Raw genomic sequence first — 19504 nt, 5'->3', positions numbered from 1 at the left:
CCGTGCGGGGCGGGCGCCATCCGGCGCTCGCCCCGCGCCGTTGCGCCGGCGTTTATTGCCGCCGCTCCCACGCGTGCGCCTGCTCGGCGCGCACGAACGCTTCCGACGCTTGCGGCAGCAGGTTGCGGAACGCGCCGCCGTCGCCTTCGATCACGTCGACCATCTTCGCGATCATTTCCTCCGGATCGTGCTGTTCGAGTGGGAAGGTCAACTGCTCGGGCGTCACGGTGTGGACGGCCGGGTCGTGCCAGCGCCGCGGCGTTTCCATCATCCGGTCGTTGAAGCCGGTGCGGTACGGGCCCGGGTTCACGACCGCGACGCGGATGCCGTGCGGCGCCAGTTCCGCGTGCATCGCCTCGGCCACCGCCTCGATCGCATGCTTGGACGCGCAATAGGCGCCCGTGAACGGCCCGGTGATGAGCCCGGCGATCGACGACACGAACACGATCTTGCCGTGCTTGCGCGCGAGCATCCCGCGTGCGATCTGCTGCGTGAGTTCGAGCGGGCCGAACACGTTGACGTCGAACAGGTCGCGCACGATCCCGATCGGCAGGTCGACCAGCGCGCCCGCTTCGCCGACGCCCGCGTTGTGCACGAGCACGTCGATGTCGAATTCGGCGGCGCGGGCGCGATCGTCGGCCGACGTGACGTCGAGCTTCACCGCGCGCAACACGGTGTCGCGCTGCGCGGCGGCGTCCGTCAGCGCGTCGATCTCGGCGGTCGTGCGGACGCCGGCCGTCACGTCGTGACCGTGTCGCGCGAGCCGCAGCGCGACTTCGTGGCCGAAACCGGTGCCTGCACCGGTGATGAGGATGCGTTTCGTTGCCATGTACTTACCTCGAGGTGTGGAAGGTTGCGTGAAAGCGATCGCGGCAGTGACATGCGATCGCGTCGTCCTGTTCGACGCTGCCGCCGGAGACGCCGATCGCGCCGACGCAGCGCCCGTTGCCGTCGACGAGCGGCTCGCCGCCGCCGAACGTGACGAGCCCGCCGTGGCTGTGCTCGATGCCGCGCAGCGGCCCGTCGCCGGACATCGCGCCGATCGCGCCGCTCGATGCGCGAAAGCGCACCGCCGTCAGCGCCTTGCGTTGCGCGAGGTCGATCGCGCCGAGAAAGCAGTCGTCGGTGCGCAGGAACGCGACCAGGTTCGCGCCGGCGTCGACGATCGCGATCGACACGCCGTCGACCTGCAGCGACGCGGCGTGCGCGAGCGCCGCGTCGATCGTATGTTGAACGGCTGCCAGCGGCAGGGTGGTGCCATGGGGTTGCATCGGGTGCTCCGGTGAAGGCGACGGGGCCAGTGTAGGCAGTTCCGGTATATGGGAGAATCCGCATTCCGCTCGAAGGAGTTTCAAGTTTTTTTAATGATGAGCAGACGCGATCCGATGGCCGGGCTGCACGTGTTCATGAGCGTCGCCACCGCCGGCAACTTCACGCGCGCGGCCGCCGCGCTGGGGCTGACGCCCGCCGCCGTCAGCCTCGCGATCGGGCAGCTCGAGGGCGAGCTGAACGTGAAACTGTTCAACCGCAGCACGCGCGGCGTGAGCCTGACCGAAGCCGGCCAGCAATACCGCCGGCAGACCGAGCCGGCGTACCGGCAGGTCATGCAGGCGCGCGACGAACTGAAGGAGGTGCGCAGCGAGCCGGGCGGGCTGTTGCGCATCACCGCGCTGCCGCTGGCGCGCACGCTCGTGATCGCGCCGATCCTCGCGGCGTTCCGCGAGCGCTATCCGAAAGTCCGGCTCGAGATCCGCTACGACAACGAGCTGGTCGATATCGCGAAGGACGGCTTCGATGCGGGGATTCGTCTGGCCGACCGGCTGCAGCCGGGGATGATCGGCGTGCGGATCGCGCCCGCGCTGTCGTGCGCGCTGGTTGCGTCGCCCGGTTATCTGGCGCGGCACGGCACGCCCGCGTCGCTCGCGGAACTCGAACGGCATGCCTGCATCCGTTTCCGCTTCTCGGAAAGCGGCCGCCTGCACAAATGGCTGCTGCACGACGGCCGCCGCGACGTCGATCTCGATCCCGACGGCGTGTTCGTGACGAACGATGCGGATGCGGTGATCGACGCGGCGCGCGAGGGCGTCGGCATCGCGTTCGCGTTCATGCGCGAGCGCATCGGGCAGGACCTGCGCGACGGCACGCTCGTCGAGGTGCTGCCCGGCGCGTGCCGCACGCTGCCGCCGATGTGGCTCTATTACGTGAATCGCAAGCACGTGCCGGCGAAGCTGCGCGCGCTCATCGACGTGCTGCGCGAGCGTGCGGCGAGCGCCGGGTAGGGCGCGCGCAAGGCCCGCTGCAGCGCGTCGCCGGGCGGCGCATGATGACGGCTCCTTTCACGCAGTCACGGAGTCGCGTCATGACGGCCATCCCGCATTTCCCGCTTCGAACCCTGGCGATTGCCGCGGTGCTGGCCGCCGCCGCCGCCGCCGCCGCGATAGGCAGCGCACCGGCGTGCGGCCAGACGTCGACCGTGCCGGCCGGGTCGGCTTCCGCGACACCCGACAACGCGGTACTGCTGACCGTCTTCCTCAAGCACGACCAGTCGCGCCCGCTCGCCGAGCTGAATGCGCAGCTCGCGCGGCAGGGGTTCTACAAGGCGTTCCCGCCGCCGGGCGTCGAGGTGGTGAGCTGGACCGTGGCGATGGGGATCGGGCAGGTCGTCGTGCTGCGGCTGCCGGTGTCGCGGCTGCGGGAGGTCAATCGCGTGCTCGAGGATACGGCGTGGGGCGCATACCGTACGGAGTTCTATCCGACTTACGACTACAAGGCGATCGGGCTGGCGGAGCACGAGCAGGCGAAATGACGGGGAGCGCGATCCTGCCCCGTTCCTGAAACCCGCGTGCGCTCGCGGTTTTGCGCTCGCGCGCGCGGCGTTTCGCGGAGAATTTCTCCCGAATCCGGAATCCGTCATTCATCCGATGAAAAATCCCTGCCGGTTCCCGGTATGATGCGCACCTTGCGCATGATTCTGATGCGCCGTCGATGCACCCGACGCGCCCGAACGGCCCGGTGCGAGATCGAAAGATTCTGTAAGATGAATTCCGTATACTCGTAATTTCTGATCCAGGCGCTGCCTGCCTCCGTCCCAGGCCGACCGCCCACGCAGAACAACCAGATTCGTCGCCGCCCGGCCCCCCCGCGCCGCGACAAGCTATGCACCACCACTGAACAATCTATGTCTTCCCGCCACCCTGGTTCGCCCGGCCGTGCCGCGGCGGCGATCGCGCGTGTCTCGGCGCTGATCCGCAACGAGCGCGTGCTGTCGCCGCTGCTCGCGCTCGGCATCGGGCTGTTGCTGATCGTGGTTTTCCAGCACCTGTCCGAATCCGTCGATTACCGCTCGGTGATCCGCCAGCTGCGCCACATGGCGATCGGCGAATGGGGCGCGTCGCTCGCCGCGACGGCGCTCAGCTATCTCGCGCTCGTCGCCCGCGATGCGGTCGGCCTGCGCTACGTCGCCGCGAAAGTGCCGCGCGCCGCGCTGTGGATCGGCGCGATCGCCGGCTCCGCGCTCGGTAACGCGACCGGCTTCGGCGCGCTCACGGGCGGCGCGGTTCGCGCCCGCGTGTACGGCGTGTCGGGCGTCACGCCCGCCCAGATCGGCCGGATGACCGTGTTCACCAGCGGCACGCTCGCGCTCGCGCTGGTGCTGATGACGGCAGTCGGCATGGTCTGCGTGCCGCAGACGCTCGCCGCGATGCTGCACGTCGCGCCGGGCGTGCTCGCGTGGGGCGGCGCCGCGCTGCTGATCGTGCTGGCGGGGATGGTCGCGATGTGCGGCAACACCGCGCGTCCGGTCGTCACGCGCTTCAAATGGCTGGCGTTCGACGTGCCCGCGCGGCGCGACCTCGTCGCGCAGGTGGTCTATGCGGTGATGGACGTCGTGGCCGCCGGCCTCACGCTGTGGGTGTTGCTGCCCGCGGCGCCGGTCGGCTTCCCGACCTTCATTACCGTCTATGCGGCCGCGCTGCTGCTCGGGATGATCGGCCATACGCCGGGCGGGATCGGCGTGTTCGAAGCCGCGATGGTCTTCACGCTGGGCCGCGAAGTGCCCGCGCATGAGATGGTCGCCGCGCTGATCGCGTATCGCGCGATCTACTTCGGCGTGCCGCTCGTGCTGTCGGCCGGCCTGCTGGCCGCGTTCGAAGGGCGCGCGCTGCGGCGCCGGCTCGTATCGCGGCAAGCTGCGCGCGTGTCGCAACTGGCGCCGCTGTTCCTGAGCCTCGTCACGTTCGCGGTCGGCGGGATGCTCGTGATTTCGAGCGCGACGCCCGCGTTCTGGCACCGGATCGCGATCCTGCGCAACATCGTGCCGCTGTGGGTGCTCGAAGGCTCGCAGGTGATCTGCAGCGTGCTGGGCGTCGCACTGCTGTTCGTCGCGCGCGGGCTGCTGCGCCGCCTGGACGGCGCATGGTGGATGACCTTCGCGCTGACGCTCGCGAGCCTCGCGCTGTCGCTGGCGAAGGGCCTCGCGTTCGTCGAAGCCGGCGTGCTCGGCACGCTGCTGGTGCTGCTGCTCGTCAGCCGCCGCCGCTTCAACCGTCATTCGTCGCTGCTCGCCGAGCGTTTCACGGTGAGCTGGTTCGTGTCGGTGACGATGGTGCTGATCCTCGCGGTGTGGGTGCTGTGCTTCGCGTTCCGCGACGTGCCGTACACGCGCGATCTCTGGTCGCATTTCTCGTTCGACGCCCGCGCGCCGCGCGCACTGCGCGCGACGCTCGCCGCCGGCGTGTTCGTCGCGATGTTCGCGCTGTGGCAACTGCTGCGCCCGGCGCCGGGGCGGTTCGTGAAGCCCGTCGAGCAGGACCTGCTCGACGCGGAACAGATCATCCGCGCGCAGGAGTGCAGCGATGCGGGCCTCGCGCTGATGGGCGACAAGTCGTTCCTGTTCTCCGAGTCGCGCCGCGCGTTCCTGATGTACGCGAAAAACGGCCGCACGTGGGCCGCGCTGCACGACCCGGTCGGGCCGCGCGAAGAATGGCCGGCGCTGATCAGCAAGTTCATCGCGCTGGCGCACGCGCACAGCGGCCGCGCGGCGTTCTACCAGGTGCGCGCGAATGCACTGCCGCTGTATCTCGATGCCGGGCTCACGCTGATGAAGCTCGGCGAGGAAGCGCACATCGCGCTCGACCAGTTCGACCTGAAGGGTTCGAACCGTTCGCACCTGCGCTATGCGCTGCGCCGCGGCGACAAGGACGCGCTGACCGTCGAGGTGATCGCGCCGTGCGACGTGCCGGCCGCGCTGCCGGCGCTGCGGGACATCTCCGACGGCTGGCTCGACAGCCGAGACGCGCGCGAGAAGAGCTTCTCGGTGGCCGCGTTCCACGACGGCTATCTCGCGACGCAGTCGGTGATGCTCGTGCGCCAGGCCGACACGCCGATCGCGTTCGTCACGTTCATGACGACCGACCTGAACACCGAGGCCACCGTCGGCGTGATGCGTCATCTGCCGGAAGCGTCGCCGTATGCGATGGAGTATCTGTTCACGCAGCTCGCGCTGCATCTGAAGGAAGCGGGGTTCCGCAAGCTGAGCCTGGGCATCGCGCCGTTCTCGGGGATGGGGGCGGCGAAGATGCCGTCGCCGTTCCACCGGCTCGGCCTGATGGTCTGGCGCTTCGGCGGCCGCTTCTACAACTTCCGCGGCTTGCGTGCATTCAAGAGCAAGTTCGAGCCGCACTGGGAGCCGCGCTATCTGGCGGCCTCGGGCTCGGTCGGCGTGTTCGTCACGCTCGCGGATCTGTCCCTGCTGGCTGGAGGTCGGCGTTCATGATGTTGAAGAAGGTTATCGCGCAGGCGGCACTCGCCTGCGCGGGAATGATGCTGGCCGGCGCCGCGTGCGCCACGCAGCCGGTTGCCATGAAGGCGCAAACCGTGTCGGGCGGCCGCTACGGGCCCGTGACCGTGACGAAGCCGAACGGGCCGCTGCGCGGCTTCGTCGTGCTGTTCTCGCGTGAAGCCGGCTGGAATGCGGCCGATCAGCAGGCCGCCGACGCGCTCGCGAAAGCGGGGGCGATGACGGTCGGCGTGGATTCGGCGCGCTATGCGGCGAACCTCGCCCTGGCCGCCAAGCAGGAAACCTGTCATCACCTCGACGGCGACGCCGAAGCGGTCAGCCACCAGCTCGAACGTCTCGCGCAGTCGTCGCGTTACTACGCGCCGATCGTGGCGGGCGTGGGCCAGGGCGGCGCGATCGCGAAGCAGATCCTGTCGATGGCGCCGGAAAACACGATTGCCGGCGTCGTGTCGGTCGACCCGTCCGTGAAGCTCGATGCGCGCTTCAAGCCGTGCCCGCCCGATGCGACGATCGTGCGCCGCGCGATGCCGGGCTTCGTCGAAACGGCCGCGGCCGGCGACACCACGAAGCTCGTGTCGCTCGTCACCGCGCACCTGCACGATACCAGCGCGAGCGACGAGCTCGACGTGTCGGATCTGCCGCTCGTCGAGCTGCCGGCCAAGGGCGGTAGCGACCGGCTCGCGATCGTGATCTCGGGCGACGGCGGCTGGCGCGATCTCGACAAGACGATCGCCGAGGCGCTGCAGCGCGACGGCGTGTCGGTGGTCGGCATCGACAGCCTGCGCTACTTCTGGAGCGAGCGGCCGCCTGCACAGGTGAGCCGCGACCTGGCGCGCGTGATGCGCACCTACATGGCGCGCTGGCGTGCGGACCGGGTGGCGCTGGTCGGCTACTCGTTCGGCGCCGACGTGATGCCGTTCGCGTACAACCGGCTGCCGGCCGACCTGCGCGACAAAGTCTCGGTGATGTCGCTGCTCGGCTTCGCGCCGGCGGCCGATTTCCAGATCCGCGTGACGGGCTGGCTCGGCATGCCCGCGAGCGACAAGGCGCTGAAGGTCGCGCCGGAAATGGCGAAGGTGCCGCCGCAGCGCGTGCAGTGCTTCTACGGCGCGGAAGAGAAGGACACGATGTGCCCGGCGCTCGTGAACACCGGCGTCGACGTGATCAAGACGGGGGGCGACCACCACTTCGGCCACGACTACATCGCGCTCGAGAAGAAGATTCTCGGCGCGTTCGGCAAGCCGGTGGCGGCGCGCTGAACGCCGGCGCCCGCTTCGCGGCGGGCGCGGTGCATGAGGTTCATCGGACGGGCGGCCTGCGGGCCGCCCGTCGTCGCTTCTTCGCCTAGGGCCTGTTCACGCTAATAACGGGCTTGCGCTGGCCCCCAGAAGGGCCGAGCGCAAGGAATGCGACGAAGCGAATACTTGACGTATTCGTGAGGAGCATGACGCGGCGATCGGCCCTTCTGGGGGCCAGCCCCACGAAAGAATTTTCCAAAACAGGGGAACGTGCCTTTCCGCCCGCATGGCGGCGTCGTTCGTCGTTGCAATAGCTAGGGCTATTGCGCCTCCTCTCTCCTTGCCTGCGCCCGGAGGAAGTCCCCCTGGGGGACGGGCGGAAAGGCACGTTCGCAAGCCCGTTATTAGCGTGAACAGGCCCTAGGTCGTGGCGTCCTGCCGCGGCACCGTTCCTCTCGCGTCGCGCTGATAGAAGCCCGGAAACCGGTCGAGTTGCCGGCGCGCGGCCGCGATGTCGGTGTTGCCGCCGAGCACCGCGCTCGAAAACCCGGTGCGCTCCATCAGCAGCAACTGGTCGATCAGCACGTCGCCCGTCGCACGCAGGTCGCCGGTGAAGCCGAAGCGCTTGCGCAGCAGGTACGCCTGGCTGTATGCGCGGCCGTCGGTGAAGGACGGGAAATGCAGGTCGATGCGCGCGGCCTGCGCGATTCGTGCGGCGAGCGGCGGCAGTTCCTCGTCGTTGCCGATCGTCAGGATGTCCGGCGTCGCGGTGTCGGGTGCGCCCGTGTCGCCGGCGTGCTCGGCAGGCGTCAGCAGCCGGATGCGGGCGTTCGCGTCGTTGTCGTCGGTCGGTTTCATGCGTGCTCCGCGTGGTGACGCGCGTCGTTCGCGGCCGCCTTGAAGGGTTCCGCGCCGATGCGGTGCACCGTGTCGATGAATCGCTCCGCGTGGCCGTCGGCGTCGAGCCGCGCGTCGAGATACGCGTTGACGAGCGCATCCACGACGTCGACGATTTCTTCCGCCGAGAACGACGGGCCGATCACCTTGCCCGGCCGCGCGGGGCCGCTCGCGCTCGCGCCGTCCGAGCCGCCGAGCGTCACCTGGTACCACTCGGCGCCGTCCTTGTCGACGCCGAGAATGCCGATGTGCCCGCTGTGATGGTGGCCGCACGAGTTGATGCAGCCGCTGATGTGCAGGTCGATGTCGCCGACGTCATGCAGCATGTCGAGATCCTGGAACCGTTCGGCGATCGCGTCGGCGATCGGGATCGAGCGGGCGTTCGCGAGCGCGCAGAAGTCGCCGCCGGGGCACGCGATCATGTCGGTCAGCAGTCCGACGTTCGCACTCGCCAGCCCGACGGCGCGCGCGTTTTCCCACAGCAGGAACAGGTCGTCGACGTGCACCCACGGCAGCACCGCGTTCTGCGCATGCGTGACGCGCGCCTCGCCGGCCGAGAAGCGCTCGGCGAGGTCGGCGAGCGCGTCGAGCTGCTCCGGCGACGCGTCGCCGGGCGCCTGCACGCGGCGCTTGAACGACAGCGTGACGATGCGCAGCGCCGGGTCGCGGTGCGCGGCCACATTGCGCGCGAGCCAGCGCGCGAACGCCGGATGACGCGTGGCGTGTGCGGCCATACGCGTGCCGGCGTCCTGCAGGTCGAGCGTGCGCGGCTTGAGACGCGGCGGCACGAACGACGCCGCGATCCGCTCGAACTCGGCCTGCGGGATCGTGTGCGGGCCGCCGTCGAGCTCGACGATCTGGCGGAACTCTTCCTCGACGTCGTCGATATAGCGCTGTCCCTCGGTCTTCACGAGGATCTTGATGCGCGCCTTGTACTTGTTGTCGCGGCGTCCGTAGCGGTTGTACACGCGCACGATCGCCTCGATGTAATTCATCACGTGCCGCCACGGCAGGAACGTGCGCAGCAGCGTCGCGATCATCGGCGTGCGTCCCATGCCGCCGCCGACGCTCACGCGGAAACCGAGTTCGCCCGTGTCGTTGCGCACGAGCTTCAGCCCGACGTCGTGCCAGTCGGTGGCCGCGCGGTCTTCGGCCGCGCCGGTGATCGCGATCTTGAACTTGCGCGGCAGGAACGCGAATTCCGGATGCAGCGTCGTCCACTGGCGCATCACCTCGGCGAACGGCCGCGGATCGGCGATCTCGTCCGGCGCGACGCCCGCGCGTTCGTCGCACGAGATATTGCGGATGCAGTTGCCGCTCGTCTGGATCCCGTGCATGTCGACGGTCGCGAGCAGGTCCATCACGTCGGCGGCCTTCGCGAGCGGAATCCAGTTGAACTGCACGTTGGTGCGGGTCGTGAAATGGGCGTTGCGGGTCGGCAGGCGCAGCGTGCCGAGCAGCGCCTGCGCGTCGCAGGCGGCGCGATAGGTGGCGTCGTCGGGCACGTCGTAGTCGCGTGCGATCCGCGCGAGCACGCGCAGCTGCGCGCTCGACAGTTCGCCGTACGGCACGGCGACGCGCAGCATCGGCGCATGGCGCTGCACGTACCAGCCGTTCTGCAGGCGCAACGGCCGGAACGCGTCCTCGCTCAGCGTGCCGTGCTGCCAGCGTTCGAGCTGGTCGCGGAACTGGGCGGCGCGGCTGTGCACGAGCGCCCGGTCGAAATCGGTATATCGGTACATGACGTGATACGCGAGATGAGCGGCGGCGCACGGGGCGTGCGCCGCTCGACAGGGAAGGTTGCGACGGGTGTCGGGCAACCGGAGACAGCGTAGGGAACGCCGGGCGGCGGGACAAGCAGCAGATCGGGACGAAAAGGGCGCAGCAGATTGGCCGGCAGGACGCCGGCGCTGGCGCAAACGGGCGGGCATGCGCGCATGCCCGTGGCGGGTTCAGGCGTCGACGACGAGCGCCGGATCGAGCGCGCGGATGCGCTGGTCGATGAAGTAGCCGCCGCCTTCCTGATAACGCAGGTACAGCCGGCCGCACGATACGCAGCGGCTGACGTTGCAGCGGTTGTACGGGAAATGACGCGGCGCGATCGGCGCATCGTCCGACGCATAGCGCGTGCCGGCCGGATGATATTCGTCGTAGGCCGGCTCGGCCTCGCCGGGCGGCGCGAGCGTGGCCACTTCGGCCAGTTGCGTGTCCGGCAGCGACAGCGGCAGGGTCGTCCAGCCGGCGAGCGATGTTTTCGTGCACGTGCACGGCTGCGTGACGTGTGCCGCTTCGGCCGCCAGTTTCAGCAGCGCGTCGCGATCGAGGTAGGGCAGTTGGCTCATGGGAAATCGTGAAGGAGCGGCGGGATCCGCAATGTAACCCGCGCGCGGCTTCGCTGCAGGGACGTGATGCCGGCGGCGCGCAGCTTGCGCACGATGCGCGATCAGCCCGGCTTGCGCACCGTCGGTTCGGCGACCAGCTCGCCGAGCACGCGGATCGCGCGTTCGATGTCGCGGCTCCACGGATGGCCGAAGTTCACGCGTACGCAGCGCTCGAACCCGTGCGCGGCGGAGAAGAGCGGCCCCGGGGCGAAGCTGATGCCGCGCGCGATCGCCTCGCGGTGCAGCGCCATCGCGTCGATCGCGTCGGGAAACGACAGCCACAGGAAATACCCGCCGTCCGGCCGCACCCATTCGACGCCCGGCGGCAGCCAGCGCCGCAGCGCGTCGTCCATGCGCGCGAGCTGCGTTTGCAGCGCGCCGCGCAGCTTGCGCAGGTGGCGGTCGTAGCCGCCGTGCTCCAGGTAGTTCGCGATACCGGCCTGCGCGGGAATGCTCGCCGACAGCGTCGTCATCAGCTTGAGCCGCTGCACCTTTTCCGCGAAACGGCCGGCGGCGGCCCAGCCGATCCGGTAGCCCGGCGCGAGCGTCTTCGAGAACGAACTGCAGTGCATCACGAGCCCGTGGCGGTCGAATGCGCGCGCGGGCAGCGGGTAGTCGGGGCCGTAATGGAGTTCGCCATACACGTCGTCCTCGATCAGCGGCACGTTGCGTGCAGCCAGCATGTCCACCAGCGCGCGCTTCTTGTCGACGGAGAGCGTGACGCCGGTCGGATTCTGGAAATTGGTCATGAACCAGCACGCGCGGATGTCGTGCCGTTCGAGGGCGTTTGCGAGCGCGTCGAGATCGAGGCCCGTGCGCGGATCGACGGGAATCTCGACCGCGCGCAGGTCGAGCCGCTCGATCGCCTGCAGCGCCGCGTAGAAGCCCGGCGATTCGACGGCCACGACGTCGCCCGGCCGCGTGACGGCCATCAGGCACAGGTTCAGCGCTTCGAGCGCGCCGTTCGTGACGACGATCTCGTCGACGGGCTGCGCGACGCCGGTTGCGAGATAGCGTCGCGCGATCTGCTGGCGCAGCGCCTCATTGCCGGGCGGCAGGTCGACGACGGTGCTCCACGGGCTCACGAGCCGCGTCGCCTGTGCGAGCGATTTCGCGAGGCGCGGCAGCGGAAACAGCTGCGGCGACGGGAACGCGGAACCGAGCGGCACGATGCCGGGCTGCGTCGCGGCATCGAGCACCGAGAACACGAGATCGCTGATGTCGACCTTGCGCGTGGCGCCGGCGCGGGTCGCGCGGCGTTTCGCGGGCGGGGCCGCGCCGGGGCCTGCGCCGGCACCGGCGCCCGGCGCGACGTAGTAGCCGGAGCGTTCCCGTGCGCGGATCAGCCCCCACTGCTCGAGCAGGTAGTACGCGCGGAACACGGTCGACTGGCTCACGCCATGCTGCGCGATGATCTGCCGCAGCGACGGCAGGCGCGTGCCGACCGCGAGGTTGCCGTTGCGGATTTCGTCGGCGATCGTATGGGCGAGGGTTTCGTAGCGTTTCATCGGCGCGGGCGGGAACACGTCGCCGCCGCGCGCGGGCCGGTGCGGCGCCGCGCCGGCGGGCGCGGGTCATTGTCCGACGAGCGGCCCGAAAAGGAAAGCGCGACGGCCGAGGCCAGTCGCGCTTGCGCGGTACGCCAGGTACTTCCGGCGCTTTCGACGCTTGCGCGGCATCAGGCCGCGTTCGGCTCCGCGTTGCGTCCGTTCGCGCCGTTACGCAGCGGCGGCAGCGGTTCGACCTTGCCGACGACGAACAGGTACGACAGCGCGCCGACCACGCACAGTGCGCCGGCCACCGCGAGCGGCACGACGAACGAGCCCTTCGTGATCGACAGCATCACGCCCGTGAACGTCGTGATGAAGATGCCGGCGAGATTGCCCGCGAAGTTCTGGATGCCGCCGAGCGACGCGACGTGCGCGGGCGTCGGTGCGACTTCGCCGACCAGCGTCCACACGTTCGCGCCGGCGAACGACAGGCTGGCATAAGCGAGCGCGAACAGCGCGAGGCAGGCCCACACGCTCTCGACGAACGCCGACAGCGCGATCGACGACGACAGCAGCATGCCGAGCACGAGGCAGGTCTTGCGCGCGGCGGTGGCGCTCCAGCCGCGCCGGAACAGGCTGTCCGACACGTAGCCGCCGAGCCAGCCGCCGGGAATCGCGAGCAGCGCGGGCAGCATGCCCCACGTGCCGAGCGACGCGAGCGAGAAGCCGCGCGACTGCAGCAGGTAGCTCGGGAACCACGTGATGAAGAAGTAGATCGCGAAGTTCAGGCAGAACAGGCCGATCATCATGCCCCACACGGTGCGGTAGCGGAACAGGTCGAGCCACGACACTTTCGGGGCGTCGGTTGCGTGCGCAACGGTCGGCGCACCGCGCTGCGCGAGCAGCGCATCGACGGCGTCCGGCGCGATCGCGCGGTAGCGTTCCGGGTCGCGGTAGATGAACCACCACGCGAGCGCCCACACGATGCCGATCGCGCCGGTGATCGCGAACGAGCCGCGCCAGCCGACGATCGAGATCAGCCACGCGACGAGCGGCAGCGACAGCGCGGAGCCGACGCGCGAACCGCTGTCGAAGATGCTGCTCGCGAGCCCGCGTTCGCTGCGCGGGAACCAGTTGAACGCGACCTTGGCGAACGACGGGATTGCGGCCGCTTCGCCGACGCCCAGCATCAACCGCACGCCGACGAGCTGCGCGAGCCCGCGCGCGGCGCCGGTTGCGACGGTAAACACCGACCACCAGCCGACCGCGAGCGCGAGGCTCACACGCACGCCGACCTTGTCGATGAACCAGCCGGCCGGCAGTTGCAGGAACGCATAGGTCCAGAAGAACGCGCTCAGCACGAGCCCCATGCCGACCGCGTCGAGCCCGAGATCGGCGCGGATGCTGGGTGCGGCGATCGCGAGGTTCGCGCGATCGATGAAGTTGATGACGTTGGCCAGGAAGCACATCAGGATCATGGTCCATCGGATGCGTGGCATGGAAGTCTCCGCGCGGAATGTCGTGACGGGCGGCCGGCGATCCGCTGCGCCGGCCGCCTCGGGAGGGGCGGTTTATCGCGACGCTTGCGTTTGTGTTTGCGCTTGCACGTGCGGCGTGGCGTCGAACTTCGCTAGCGCTTCCCACAGGCCGTTCAGGTAGACCGCGCCGAGCGCGCGGTCGTAGAGGCCGTAACCGGGCTTGCCCGTTTCGCCCCAGATCATGCGGCCGTGATCGGGACGCACGTAGCCGGTGAAGCCCGTGTCGTGATACGCCTTGACGATCGCGGCGATGTCGAGCGAACCGCAGCTCGACAGGTGCGCGGTTTCCTCGAAGTCGCCGTTCGCGTCGACCTTCACGTTGCGGATGTGCGCGAAATGGATGCGGCCTCGTGCGCCGAATTCGCGCACGAGCGCCTCGACGTCGTTCTGCGGCCCCGCGCCGAGCGAGCCCGAGCACAGTGTCAGCCCGTTCGCGGGCGTGTCGACGATGCCGAGGATCCGCGCGAGATCGTCGCGGTTCTTCACGATGCGCGGCAGCCCGAAGATCGGGCGCGGCGGGTCGTCCGGGTGGATCGCCATCTTCACGCCGGCTTCCTCGGCCACCGGGATGATCGCGTTCAGGAAGTACTCGAGGTTCGCCCACAGCGCGGCTTCGTCGACGTTGCGATAGTCGGCGAGCAGCGCCTGCAGTTCGTCGGCCCGGTAGCTCGAATCCCAGCCCGGCAGCGCGATCCCGTCGTTCGGGTCGATCCGGTCGACCGCGTCGGTGCTGAACGCGAGACAGGTCGAACCGTCGTCGAGCGTCTTCGACAGCTCGGTGCGCGTCCAGTCGAACACGGGCATGAAGTTGTAGCAGATCACACGGATGCCGGCCGCGCCGAGATGGCGGATCGTCTGCCGGTAGTTGTCGATCAGGCGGTCGCGGCTCGGCTTGCCGAGCTTGATGTCCTCGTGGACGGGCACCGATTCGACGACCTCGAAGCGCAGGCCGGCCTGCTCGATCGTCGCCTTGAGCGCGGCGATCTTGTCGGCGGGCCACACTTCGCCCACGGGTTCGTCATAGATCGCGGACACGATCTGCGTGACGCCGGGGATCTGACGGATGTATTGCAGCGAGACCGGATCGGACTCGCCGTACCAACGGAAGGACATCTTCACTGGAGCAGCTCCTGACTGGCGGTTCATGCAGCGGACGACCGGGCGGCAACATGCCGGCCCCGTCGTCGGTGTGAGCGGATTATGATTGGTATGCCAGTTTGGCGGGATAGTGGTTTACCAGTTGTTTGCCAATTTTTGCGGCTCGTCGGGCCCGTACCGAAGCCCTGGCGGTGCTGGCTGGCAGGCGGTGGCCAGAATTGGTGTACCATTTTGTGGTTCCGGCGCCGCGCGCGCGCCGGCAAGCCCGTTGCGAGCCCATTCGATGACCGATCTTTCCAGCCTGCCCGCCAGCCGCGACGCCGAAGCCGCGGATCGCTCCTATATCGGCCTTGCGCGCGAGATTCACGCGATGGTGGCGGCCGGGGCGTTCGAAGCCGGCGCGCGGCTGCCCTCCGAGCGCAGCCTGGCCGACCAGTTCGGCGTGAGCCGCACGCAGGTGCGCGAGGCGATCATCGCGCTCGAGGTGCAGGGGGTCGTCGAGGTTCGGGTCGGCTCGGGCATCTACGTGTCGGCGGCCGACGCCGCGCGCCCGGTGACGTTCGAAGTGCCGCGCGGCCCCGGCCCGATCGAGACGTTGCGCGCGCGCGGGCTGATCGAGGCGGAAGTCGCGGCGCTCGCGGCGACCGAGCGCAAGGACGCCGATCTCGACCGGCTGTTTTTCTCGCTGACGACGATGCGCGAGCAGATGAACGACAAGGCCGCGTACGACACGGCCGATCGCCAGTTCCATTTGAGAATCGCGGAATCGACCGGCAACACCGTGTTGCTGCACATGGTCACGGCGATGTGGGACTGCGCGCGCAGCGATCCGCTGTGGGACAAGATCGAGGAACACTTTCACTCGACCGCGCTGCGCGAAGCGTCGCAGGAAGATCACCAGCGCATCTTCGCGGCGATCATGGCGCGCGATGCGAACGGTGCGCGCGACGCGATGCGCGCGCACCTGTCGCGCGTGATCGCGGAATTCACGCAGGCCTGGCGCTAACCGGGGGTTGCGCCGTCCCGGAAAGCCGTTTGCCGCCTGGATATGGCATCCCGGGAGGCGGGCGTTTCATGGGTGCGGCCGGGCTGCGCGGGCAGGCCGCCGCGTCGCGCCCGGCGCGTGTCAGGTCCCCTCGAACAGCGCGACATGATCGTCGTACGCACGCTGCTGCCGCGCGTACGCGTCGTCGAGGTGCTCGTGCAGCGCGCGCTCGGCCGCGTCGGCATCGTGACATTCGAGCGCGTCGAGCAGCTTCTGGTGTTGCGCGAGCGTGACTTCGCCGACGACCGGGTCGCGCACGGTCACGTGCCGCACGCGATCGATCGGTGCGCGCACGAATTCGACGAGCTGCTGCACGCGCGGCAGCCGCGCGGCCGCGCTGACGGTCGCATGGAACGCGTTGTCGCAGGCGATCGCCGCGACCGCGTTGCCGCGCGCGATTGCGCGCCGGTGGGCGTCCTGGATGTCGTGCAGTTGCTCGAGCTCGCGCGCGCTGATGACCTCGGCCGCGCGGCGGATCGCGGCGGTTTCCAGCACCTTGCGGATCAAGGCGCTCTCGGCGAACTGTTCGCGCTTCACCGGCGCGACGAAGGTGCCCGACTGCGCGGCAATCAATACGAGCTCCTCGCGCGCAAGCTGCAGCAGCGCCTCGCGCACGGGCGTGCGCGACACGCCGAGCGCGTCGGCGATCGCGCGTTCATAGATCACGTCGTTCGGGTGCAGCGTCATCGTCACGATCGCGTCGCGCAACAGCGCGTGAATCTGCACGGACAGCGCCTGCGAGCGGTCCAGCGCGAAGTCCGCGGGGATCAGGCGGGCGATGAAAGTGTCCTGGACGGTGGGTTCTGACTTCATAAATCGGCAAGAGGGTGGCAGGTAGCCGGCACGCGTTCGCATCGCACTCCGGTGCGGGCCGGCGCGCGCCGGTCGATCAGTATATTAGTGCACGCATCATTTCCGGGATGTCGCGGCAATTCGGCCGATCGGCTCGACCCCGGGGCAGCGGGTTTACCCCGGTGACGCTGCCAGTCTGCATCTCTATAATTGCCAACTAATATATTAGTTGGCCGTCTCAACGAAAAAGGCGGGCCGACGATCATCCCCACAGGAGACAGGCATGCATATCGAAGACTCAGCCGGACCGCGCCAGACGGTCCATGCCCCGGCCGCCGCGCCGACTGCCGTGCGCTGGCGGATTTTCTGGCTGCTGCTGTTGCTGTCGTCGATCAATTACATCGATCGCGCGTCGCTGTCGGTCGCGCTGCCGATCATCTCGACCGAATTCAGCCTGTCGCCGGCGATGGAGGGCGTGTTGCTGAGCGCGTTCTTCTGGACCTACGCGCTGATGCAGATTCCGAGCGGGCTGCTGGTCGACCGCTTCAAGGCGCGCACGATCGTCGGCCTTGCCACGATCGCGTGGGGGGCGTGCCAGGCCGTCGCGGCCGTGTGTTTCAGCTGGGTGCCGCTGCTGCTGACGCGGCTCGGGCTCGGCATCGCCGAGTCGCCGATCATGCCGGCCGGCGCGAAGCTCGCGGGCACGTGGCTCACGCCGTCCGAACGCGGCCGCGGCGCGGCGCTGCTCGACGGCGGCGCGCCGCTCGGCTCGGCCTGCGGCGCGATCATCATCACCGCGCTGATCGCGGGCCTCGGTTCGTGGCGGCTGGCGTTCGTCGTCGCGGGCGTGGGCACGATCGTGGTCGGCATCGGCGCGTGGTGGTACATCCGCAATCATCCGTCCGAGCATGCGGGCGTGAATGCGGCCGAACTGGAGCACGTGACGTCGTACGCGGCGAAGGCGCGCACGGGCGAGCCGAAAGCGAGCGTGCCGTTCCGCGAACTGCTGCGCGACCGTTCCGTGCTGTTCATGTTCGCGAGCTGGGCCTGCTACAACAGCGTGTTCTACGGGTTGATGACGTGGATGCCGAGCTACCTGCACAAGGCGCACGGCTTCGACCTGAAGCAGATGGGCGGCGCGACCTTCATCATCTTCATGTGCGGCTTCGTCGGCGAGTTGTTCGGCGGCTGGGTTGCCGACAAGTGGCGCGCGGCCGGCGGCGCACCGAACCGCGTGATGCGCTCGATGTTCTCGGTCGCGGGCTTCGCGTCCGCCGCGGCGATTCTCGCGGTGAGCTTCGCGACGGGGCTCGTCAGCGTCGTCGTGCTGTTGTCGATCGCGCTGTTCTTCATCCGCTGGTGCGGGATGTTCTGGGGCGTGCCGGCGACGCTCGGCGGCCAGTCCCGCGCGGGCCTGCTGGCCGGTGCGATGAACTTCAGCGGCAACATCGTCGGCGTCATCGTGCCGATCCTGATCGGTCTCATCGTGCAATTCACCGGCACCTATTTCCTCGCGCTGATGTTCTTCGTCGTGGCCGCGTTCGGCCTGGCCGTCTGCGCGAGCCTCATCGACTATCGCGACCGCGGCCTCGACTGATGCCCGTCGCCTGATTCAACCGGAAACCACCATGTCGTCCCTTTCCATCGAAACCCAGCCGGCGTCCGCCGCGCCGCGCGCGCGCACGATCCGGCTCCATCCCGCCGACGACGTCGTCGTCGCCGTCGAGCAACTCGTCGGCGGCACGCTCATCGACGACGAAGGCGTGACCGTCGCCGGGCTGGTCCCGGCCGGCCACAAGATCGCGACGCGCGCGATCGCGGCCGGCGCGCCCGTGCATCGCTACGGCCAGATCATCGGCTTCGCGAGCCAGCCGATCCGGCCCGGCCAGCACGTCCATACCCACAACCTCGACATGGGCGAGTTCGCGCGGGACTACGCGTTCGGCGCAGGTGCGGGCGCAACCGATTTCGTGCCGGACGCGCAGCGCGCGACCTTCGACGGCATCGTGCGCGAGGACGGCCGCGTCGGGACGCGCAATTACATCGGTATCCTGACTTCCGTGAACTGCTCGGCGACGGTGGCGCGCGCGATCGCCGATCATTTCCGCCGGGACATCCATCCGGAGGCGCTCGCCGCGTATCCGAACGTCGACGGCGTCGTCGCGCTGACGCATGGCGTCGGCTGCGCGGTCGACCCGGACGGCGACGCGCTCGCGATCCTGCAGCGCACGCTCGGCGGCTATGCGTGCCACCCGAATTTCGCGGCGGTGCTCATGATCGGTCTCGGTTGCGAAACCAACCAGATCCCGCGGCTGCTCGAGACGCAAGGGCTGGCCGAACACGCGCGGCTGCGCACCTTCACGATCCAGGACAGCGGCGGCACCCGCAAGACGATCGAGAAGGGCATCGCGCTCGTCGAGTCGATGCTCGCCGCCGCCAACGACGTGCGGCGCGAGCCGGTGAGCGCGAGCCACCTGACGGTCGGCCTGCAGTGCGGCGGCTCCGACGGCTATTCGGGCATTACCGCGAATCCGGTGCTCGGCGCGGCGGTCGACCTGCTGGTGCGGCACGGCGGCACGGCGATCCTGTCCGAGACGCCGGAGATCTACGGCGCCGAGCATCTGCTCACGCGCCGGGCGGTGTCGCGCGACGTGGGCGAGAAGCTCGTCGCGCGCATCCGCTGGTGGGAGGACTACTGCGCGCGCCATCACGCATCGATGAACAACAATCCGTCGGCCGGCAACAAGGCGGGCGGGCTCACGACCGTGCTGGAGAAATCGCTCGGCGGCATCGCGAAGGCCGGCAGCACGAATCTCGTCGACGTCTACGAGTATGCGATGCCGGTGCGCGCGAAAGGGCTCGTGTTCATGGACACGCCCGGCTACGACCCGATCTCCGCGACCGGCCAGGTCGCGGGCGGCGCGAACCTGATCTGCTTCACGACGGGGCGCGGCTCCGCGTACGGATGCGCGCCGACGCCGTCGCTGAAGCTCGCCACCAACAGCGCGCTGTGGCGCAGGCAGGCCGACGACATCGACCTGAACTGCGGCGACGTGCTCGACGGCGGCGTGCGCATCGACGCGCTCGGCGCGACGCTGTTCCGGATGATGCTCGACGCGGCCTCGGGCCGCCCGACGCGCAGCGAACTGCACGGCTACGGACAGAACGAGTTCGTGCCTTGGCAAATCGGCGCCATTACCTGACCTCACCTTTCGCAGCAAGGAGTTT

General features: G+C 69.1%; 16 protein-coding genes. 7 read left to right on the top strand and 9 right to left on the bottom strand.

Annotated elements, in window-relative coordinates:
• Nucleotides 1–52: 52 nt before the first annotated feature.
• Nucleotides 53–829, bottom strand: coding sequence for an SDR family oxidoreductase (locus tag DCN14_RS08490; protein WP_096499680.1), 777 nt, complete (start codon nt 827–829; stop codon nt 53–55).
• 4 nt (nt 830–833) lie between these two features.
• Nucleotides 834–1271: a heme-binding protein gene (locus DCN14_RS08485; protein WP_096499678.1), complete on the bottom strand. Its 438-nt coding sequence runs from the start codon at nt 1269–1271 to the stop codon at nt 834–836.
• Between the two features lie 96 nt (nt 1272–1367).
• Between DCN14_RS08485 and DCN14_RS08480 the strand changes: the two genes are divergently transcribed.
• The 4 genes from DCN14_RS08480 (at nt 1368) to DCN14_RS08460 (ending at nt 7056) form a co-directional block, all read left to right on the top strand.
• On the top strand, nt 1368–2279 hold the full coding sequence (locus DCN14_RS08480; RefSeq protein WP_096499978.1) for a LysR family transcriptional regulator: 912 nt from the start codon (nt 1368–1370) through the stop codon (nt 2277–2279).
• Nucleotides 2280–2359: 80 nt separating this feature from the next.
• On the top strand, nt 2360–2806 hold the full coding sequence (locus DCN14_RS08475; protein ID WP_096499676.1) for a hypothetical protein: 447 nt from the start codon (nt 2360–2362) through the stop codon (nt 2804–2806).
• Between the two features lie 372 nt (nt 2807–3178).
• Nucleotides 3179–5773, top strand: a complete 2595-nt coding sequence (gene mprF, locus DCN14_RS08465) for a bifunctional lysylphosphatidylglycerol flippase/synthetase MprF (RefSeq protein WP_096499674.1) — start codon at nt 3179–3181, stop codon at nt 5771–5773.
• Complete coding sequence (locus DCN14_RS08460; RefSeq protein WP_096499672.1) at nt 5770–7056, top strand: AcvB/VirJ family lysyl-phosphatidylglycerol hydrolase; 1287 nt, start codon at nt 5770–5772, stop codon at nt 7054–7056. Before mprF ends, DCN14_RS08460 begins: the two co-directional genes overlap by 4 nt.
• Nucleotides 7057–7455: 399 nt before the next feature.
• Here DCN14_RS08460 and DCN14_RS08455 read toward each other — a convergent pair whose 3' ends face one another.
• The 6 genes from DCN14_RS08455 to uxuA all read right to left on the bottom strand — a co-directional run bounded on the left by DCN14_RS08455 (nt 7456) and on the right by uxuA (nt 14460).
• Nucleotides 7456–7893 (bottom strand): DUF934 domain-containing protein, encoded by a 438-nt coding sequence (locus DCN14_RS08455; RefSeq protein ID WP_096499670.1) that lies wholly within the window; start codon nt 7891–7893, stop codon nt 7456–7458.
• Entirely contained in the window at nt 7890–9674 is a 1785-nt protein-coding gene (locus DCN14_RS08450; RefSeq protein ID WP_096499668.1) for a nitrite/sulfite reductase, read from the bottom strand. The genes DCN14_RS08455 and DCN14_RS08450 overlap by 4 nt, the downstream gene beginning before the upstream one ends.
• A gap of 210 nt (nt 9675–9884) precedes the next feature.
• Nucleotides 9885–10274 (bottom strand): hypothetical protein, encoded by a 390-nt coding sequence (locus DCN14_RS08445; RefSeq protein WP_096499666.1) that lies wholly within the window; start codon nt 10272–10274, stop codon nt 9885–9887.
• A 101-nt stretch (nt 10275–10375) separates the two neighbouring features.
• On the bottom strand, nt 10376–11821 hold the full coding sequence (locus DCN14_RS08440; RefSeq protein WP_096499664.1) for a PLP-dependent aminotransferase family protein: 1446 nt from the start codon (nt 11819–11821) through the stop codon (nt 10376–10378).
• A 170-nt stretch (nt 11822–11991) separates the two neighbouring features.
• Nucleotides 11992–13302, bottom strand: a complete 1311-nt coding sequence (locus tag DCN14_RS08435) for an MFS transporter (RefSeq protein WP_096499662.1) — start codon at nt 13300–13302, stop codon at nt 11992–11994.
• A gap of 72 nt (nt 13303–13374) precedes the next feature.
• The gene (uxuA, locus tag DCN14_RS08430; RefSeq protein WP_172441858.1) at nt 13375–14460 is read right to left on the bottom strand and encodes a mannonate dehydratase; all 1086 of its coding nucleotides are present in this window, start codon (nt 14458–14460) and stop codon (nt 13375–13377) included.
• Between the two features lie 262 nt (nt 14461–14722).
• On the opposite strand from uxuA, the gene DCN14_RS08425 reads away from it, so the two are divergent.
• Nucleotides 14723–15445, top strand: coding sequence for a FadR/GntR family transcriptional regulator (locus DCN14_RS08425; RefSeq protein ID WP_096499660.1), 723 nt, complete (start codon nt 14723–14725; stop codon nt 15443–15445).
• Nucleotides 15446–15565: 120 nt separating this feature from the next.
• Here the strand turns inward: DCN14_RS08425 and DCN14_RS08420 are convergent, their stop codons facing one another.
• Nucleotides 15566–16297: a GntR family transcriptional regulator gene (locus DCN14_RS08420; RefSeq protein WP_096499658.1), complete on the bottom strand. Its 732-nt coding sequence runs from the start codon at nt 16295–16297 to the stop codon at nt 15566–15568.
• Nucleotides 16298–16559: 262 nt separating this feature from the next.
• Between DCN14_RS08420 and DCN14_RS08415 the strand changes: the two genes are divergently transcribed.
• The gene (locus DCN14_RS08415) at nt 16560–17873 is read left to right on the top strand and encodes an MFS transporter (protein WP_096499656.1); all 1314 of its coding nucleotides are present in this window, start codon (nt 16560–16562) and stop codon (nt 17871–17873) included.
• A gap of 31 nt (nt 17874–17904) precedes the next feature.
• Complete coding sequence (locus DCN14_RS08410; protein ID WP_096499654.1) at nt 17905–19479, top strand: altronate dehydratase family protein; 1575 nt, start codon at nt 17905–17907, stop codon at nt 19477–19479.
• The last annotated feature ends 25 nt before the right edge of the window (nt 19480–19504 follow it).

Origin of the sequence: Burkholderia sp. IDO3 (assembly GCF_003366075.1) — a bacterium.
Lineage (GTDB): Bacteria > Pseudomonadota > Gammaproteobacteria > Burkholderiales > Burkholderiaceae > Burkholderia > Burkholderia anthina.
This window is presented reverse-complemented; position numbering and strand designations above follow the sequence as displayed.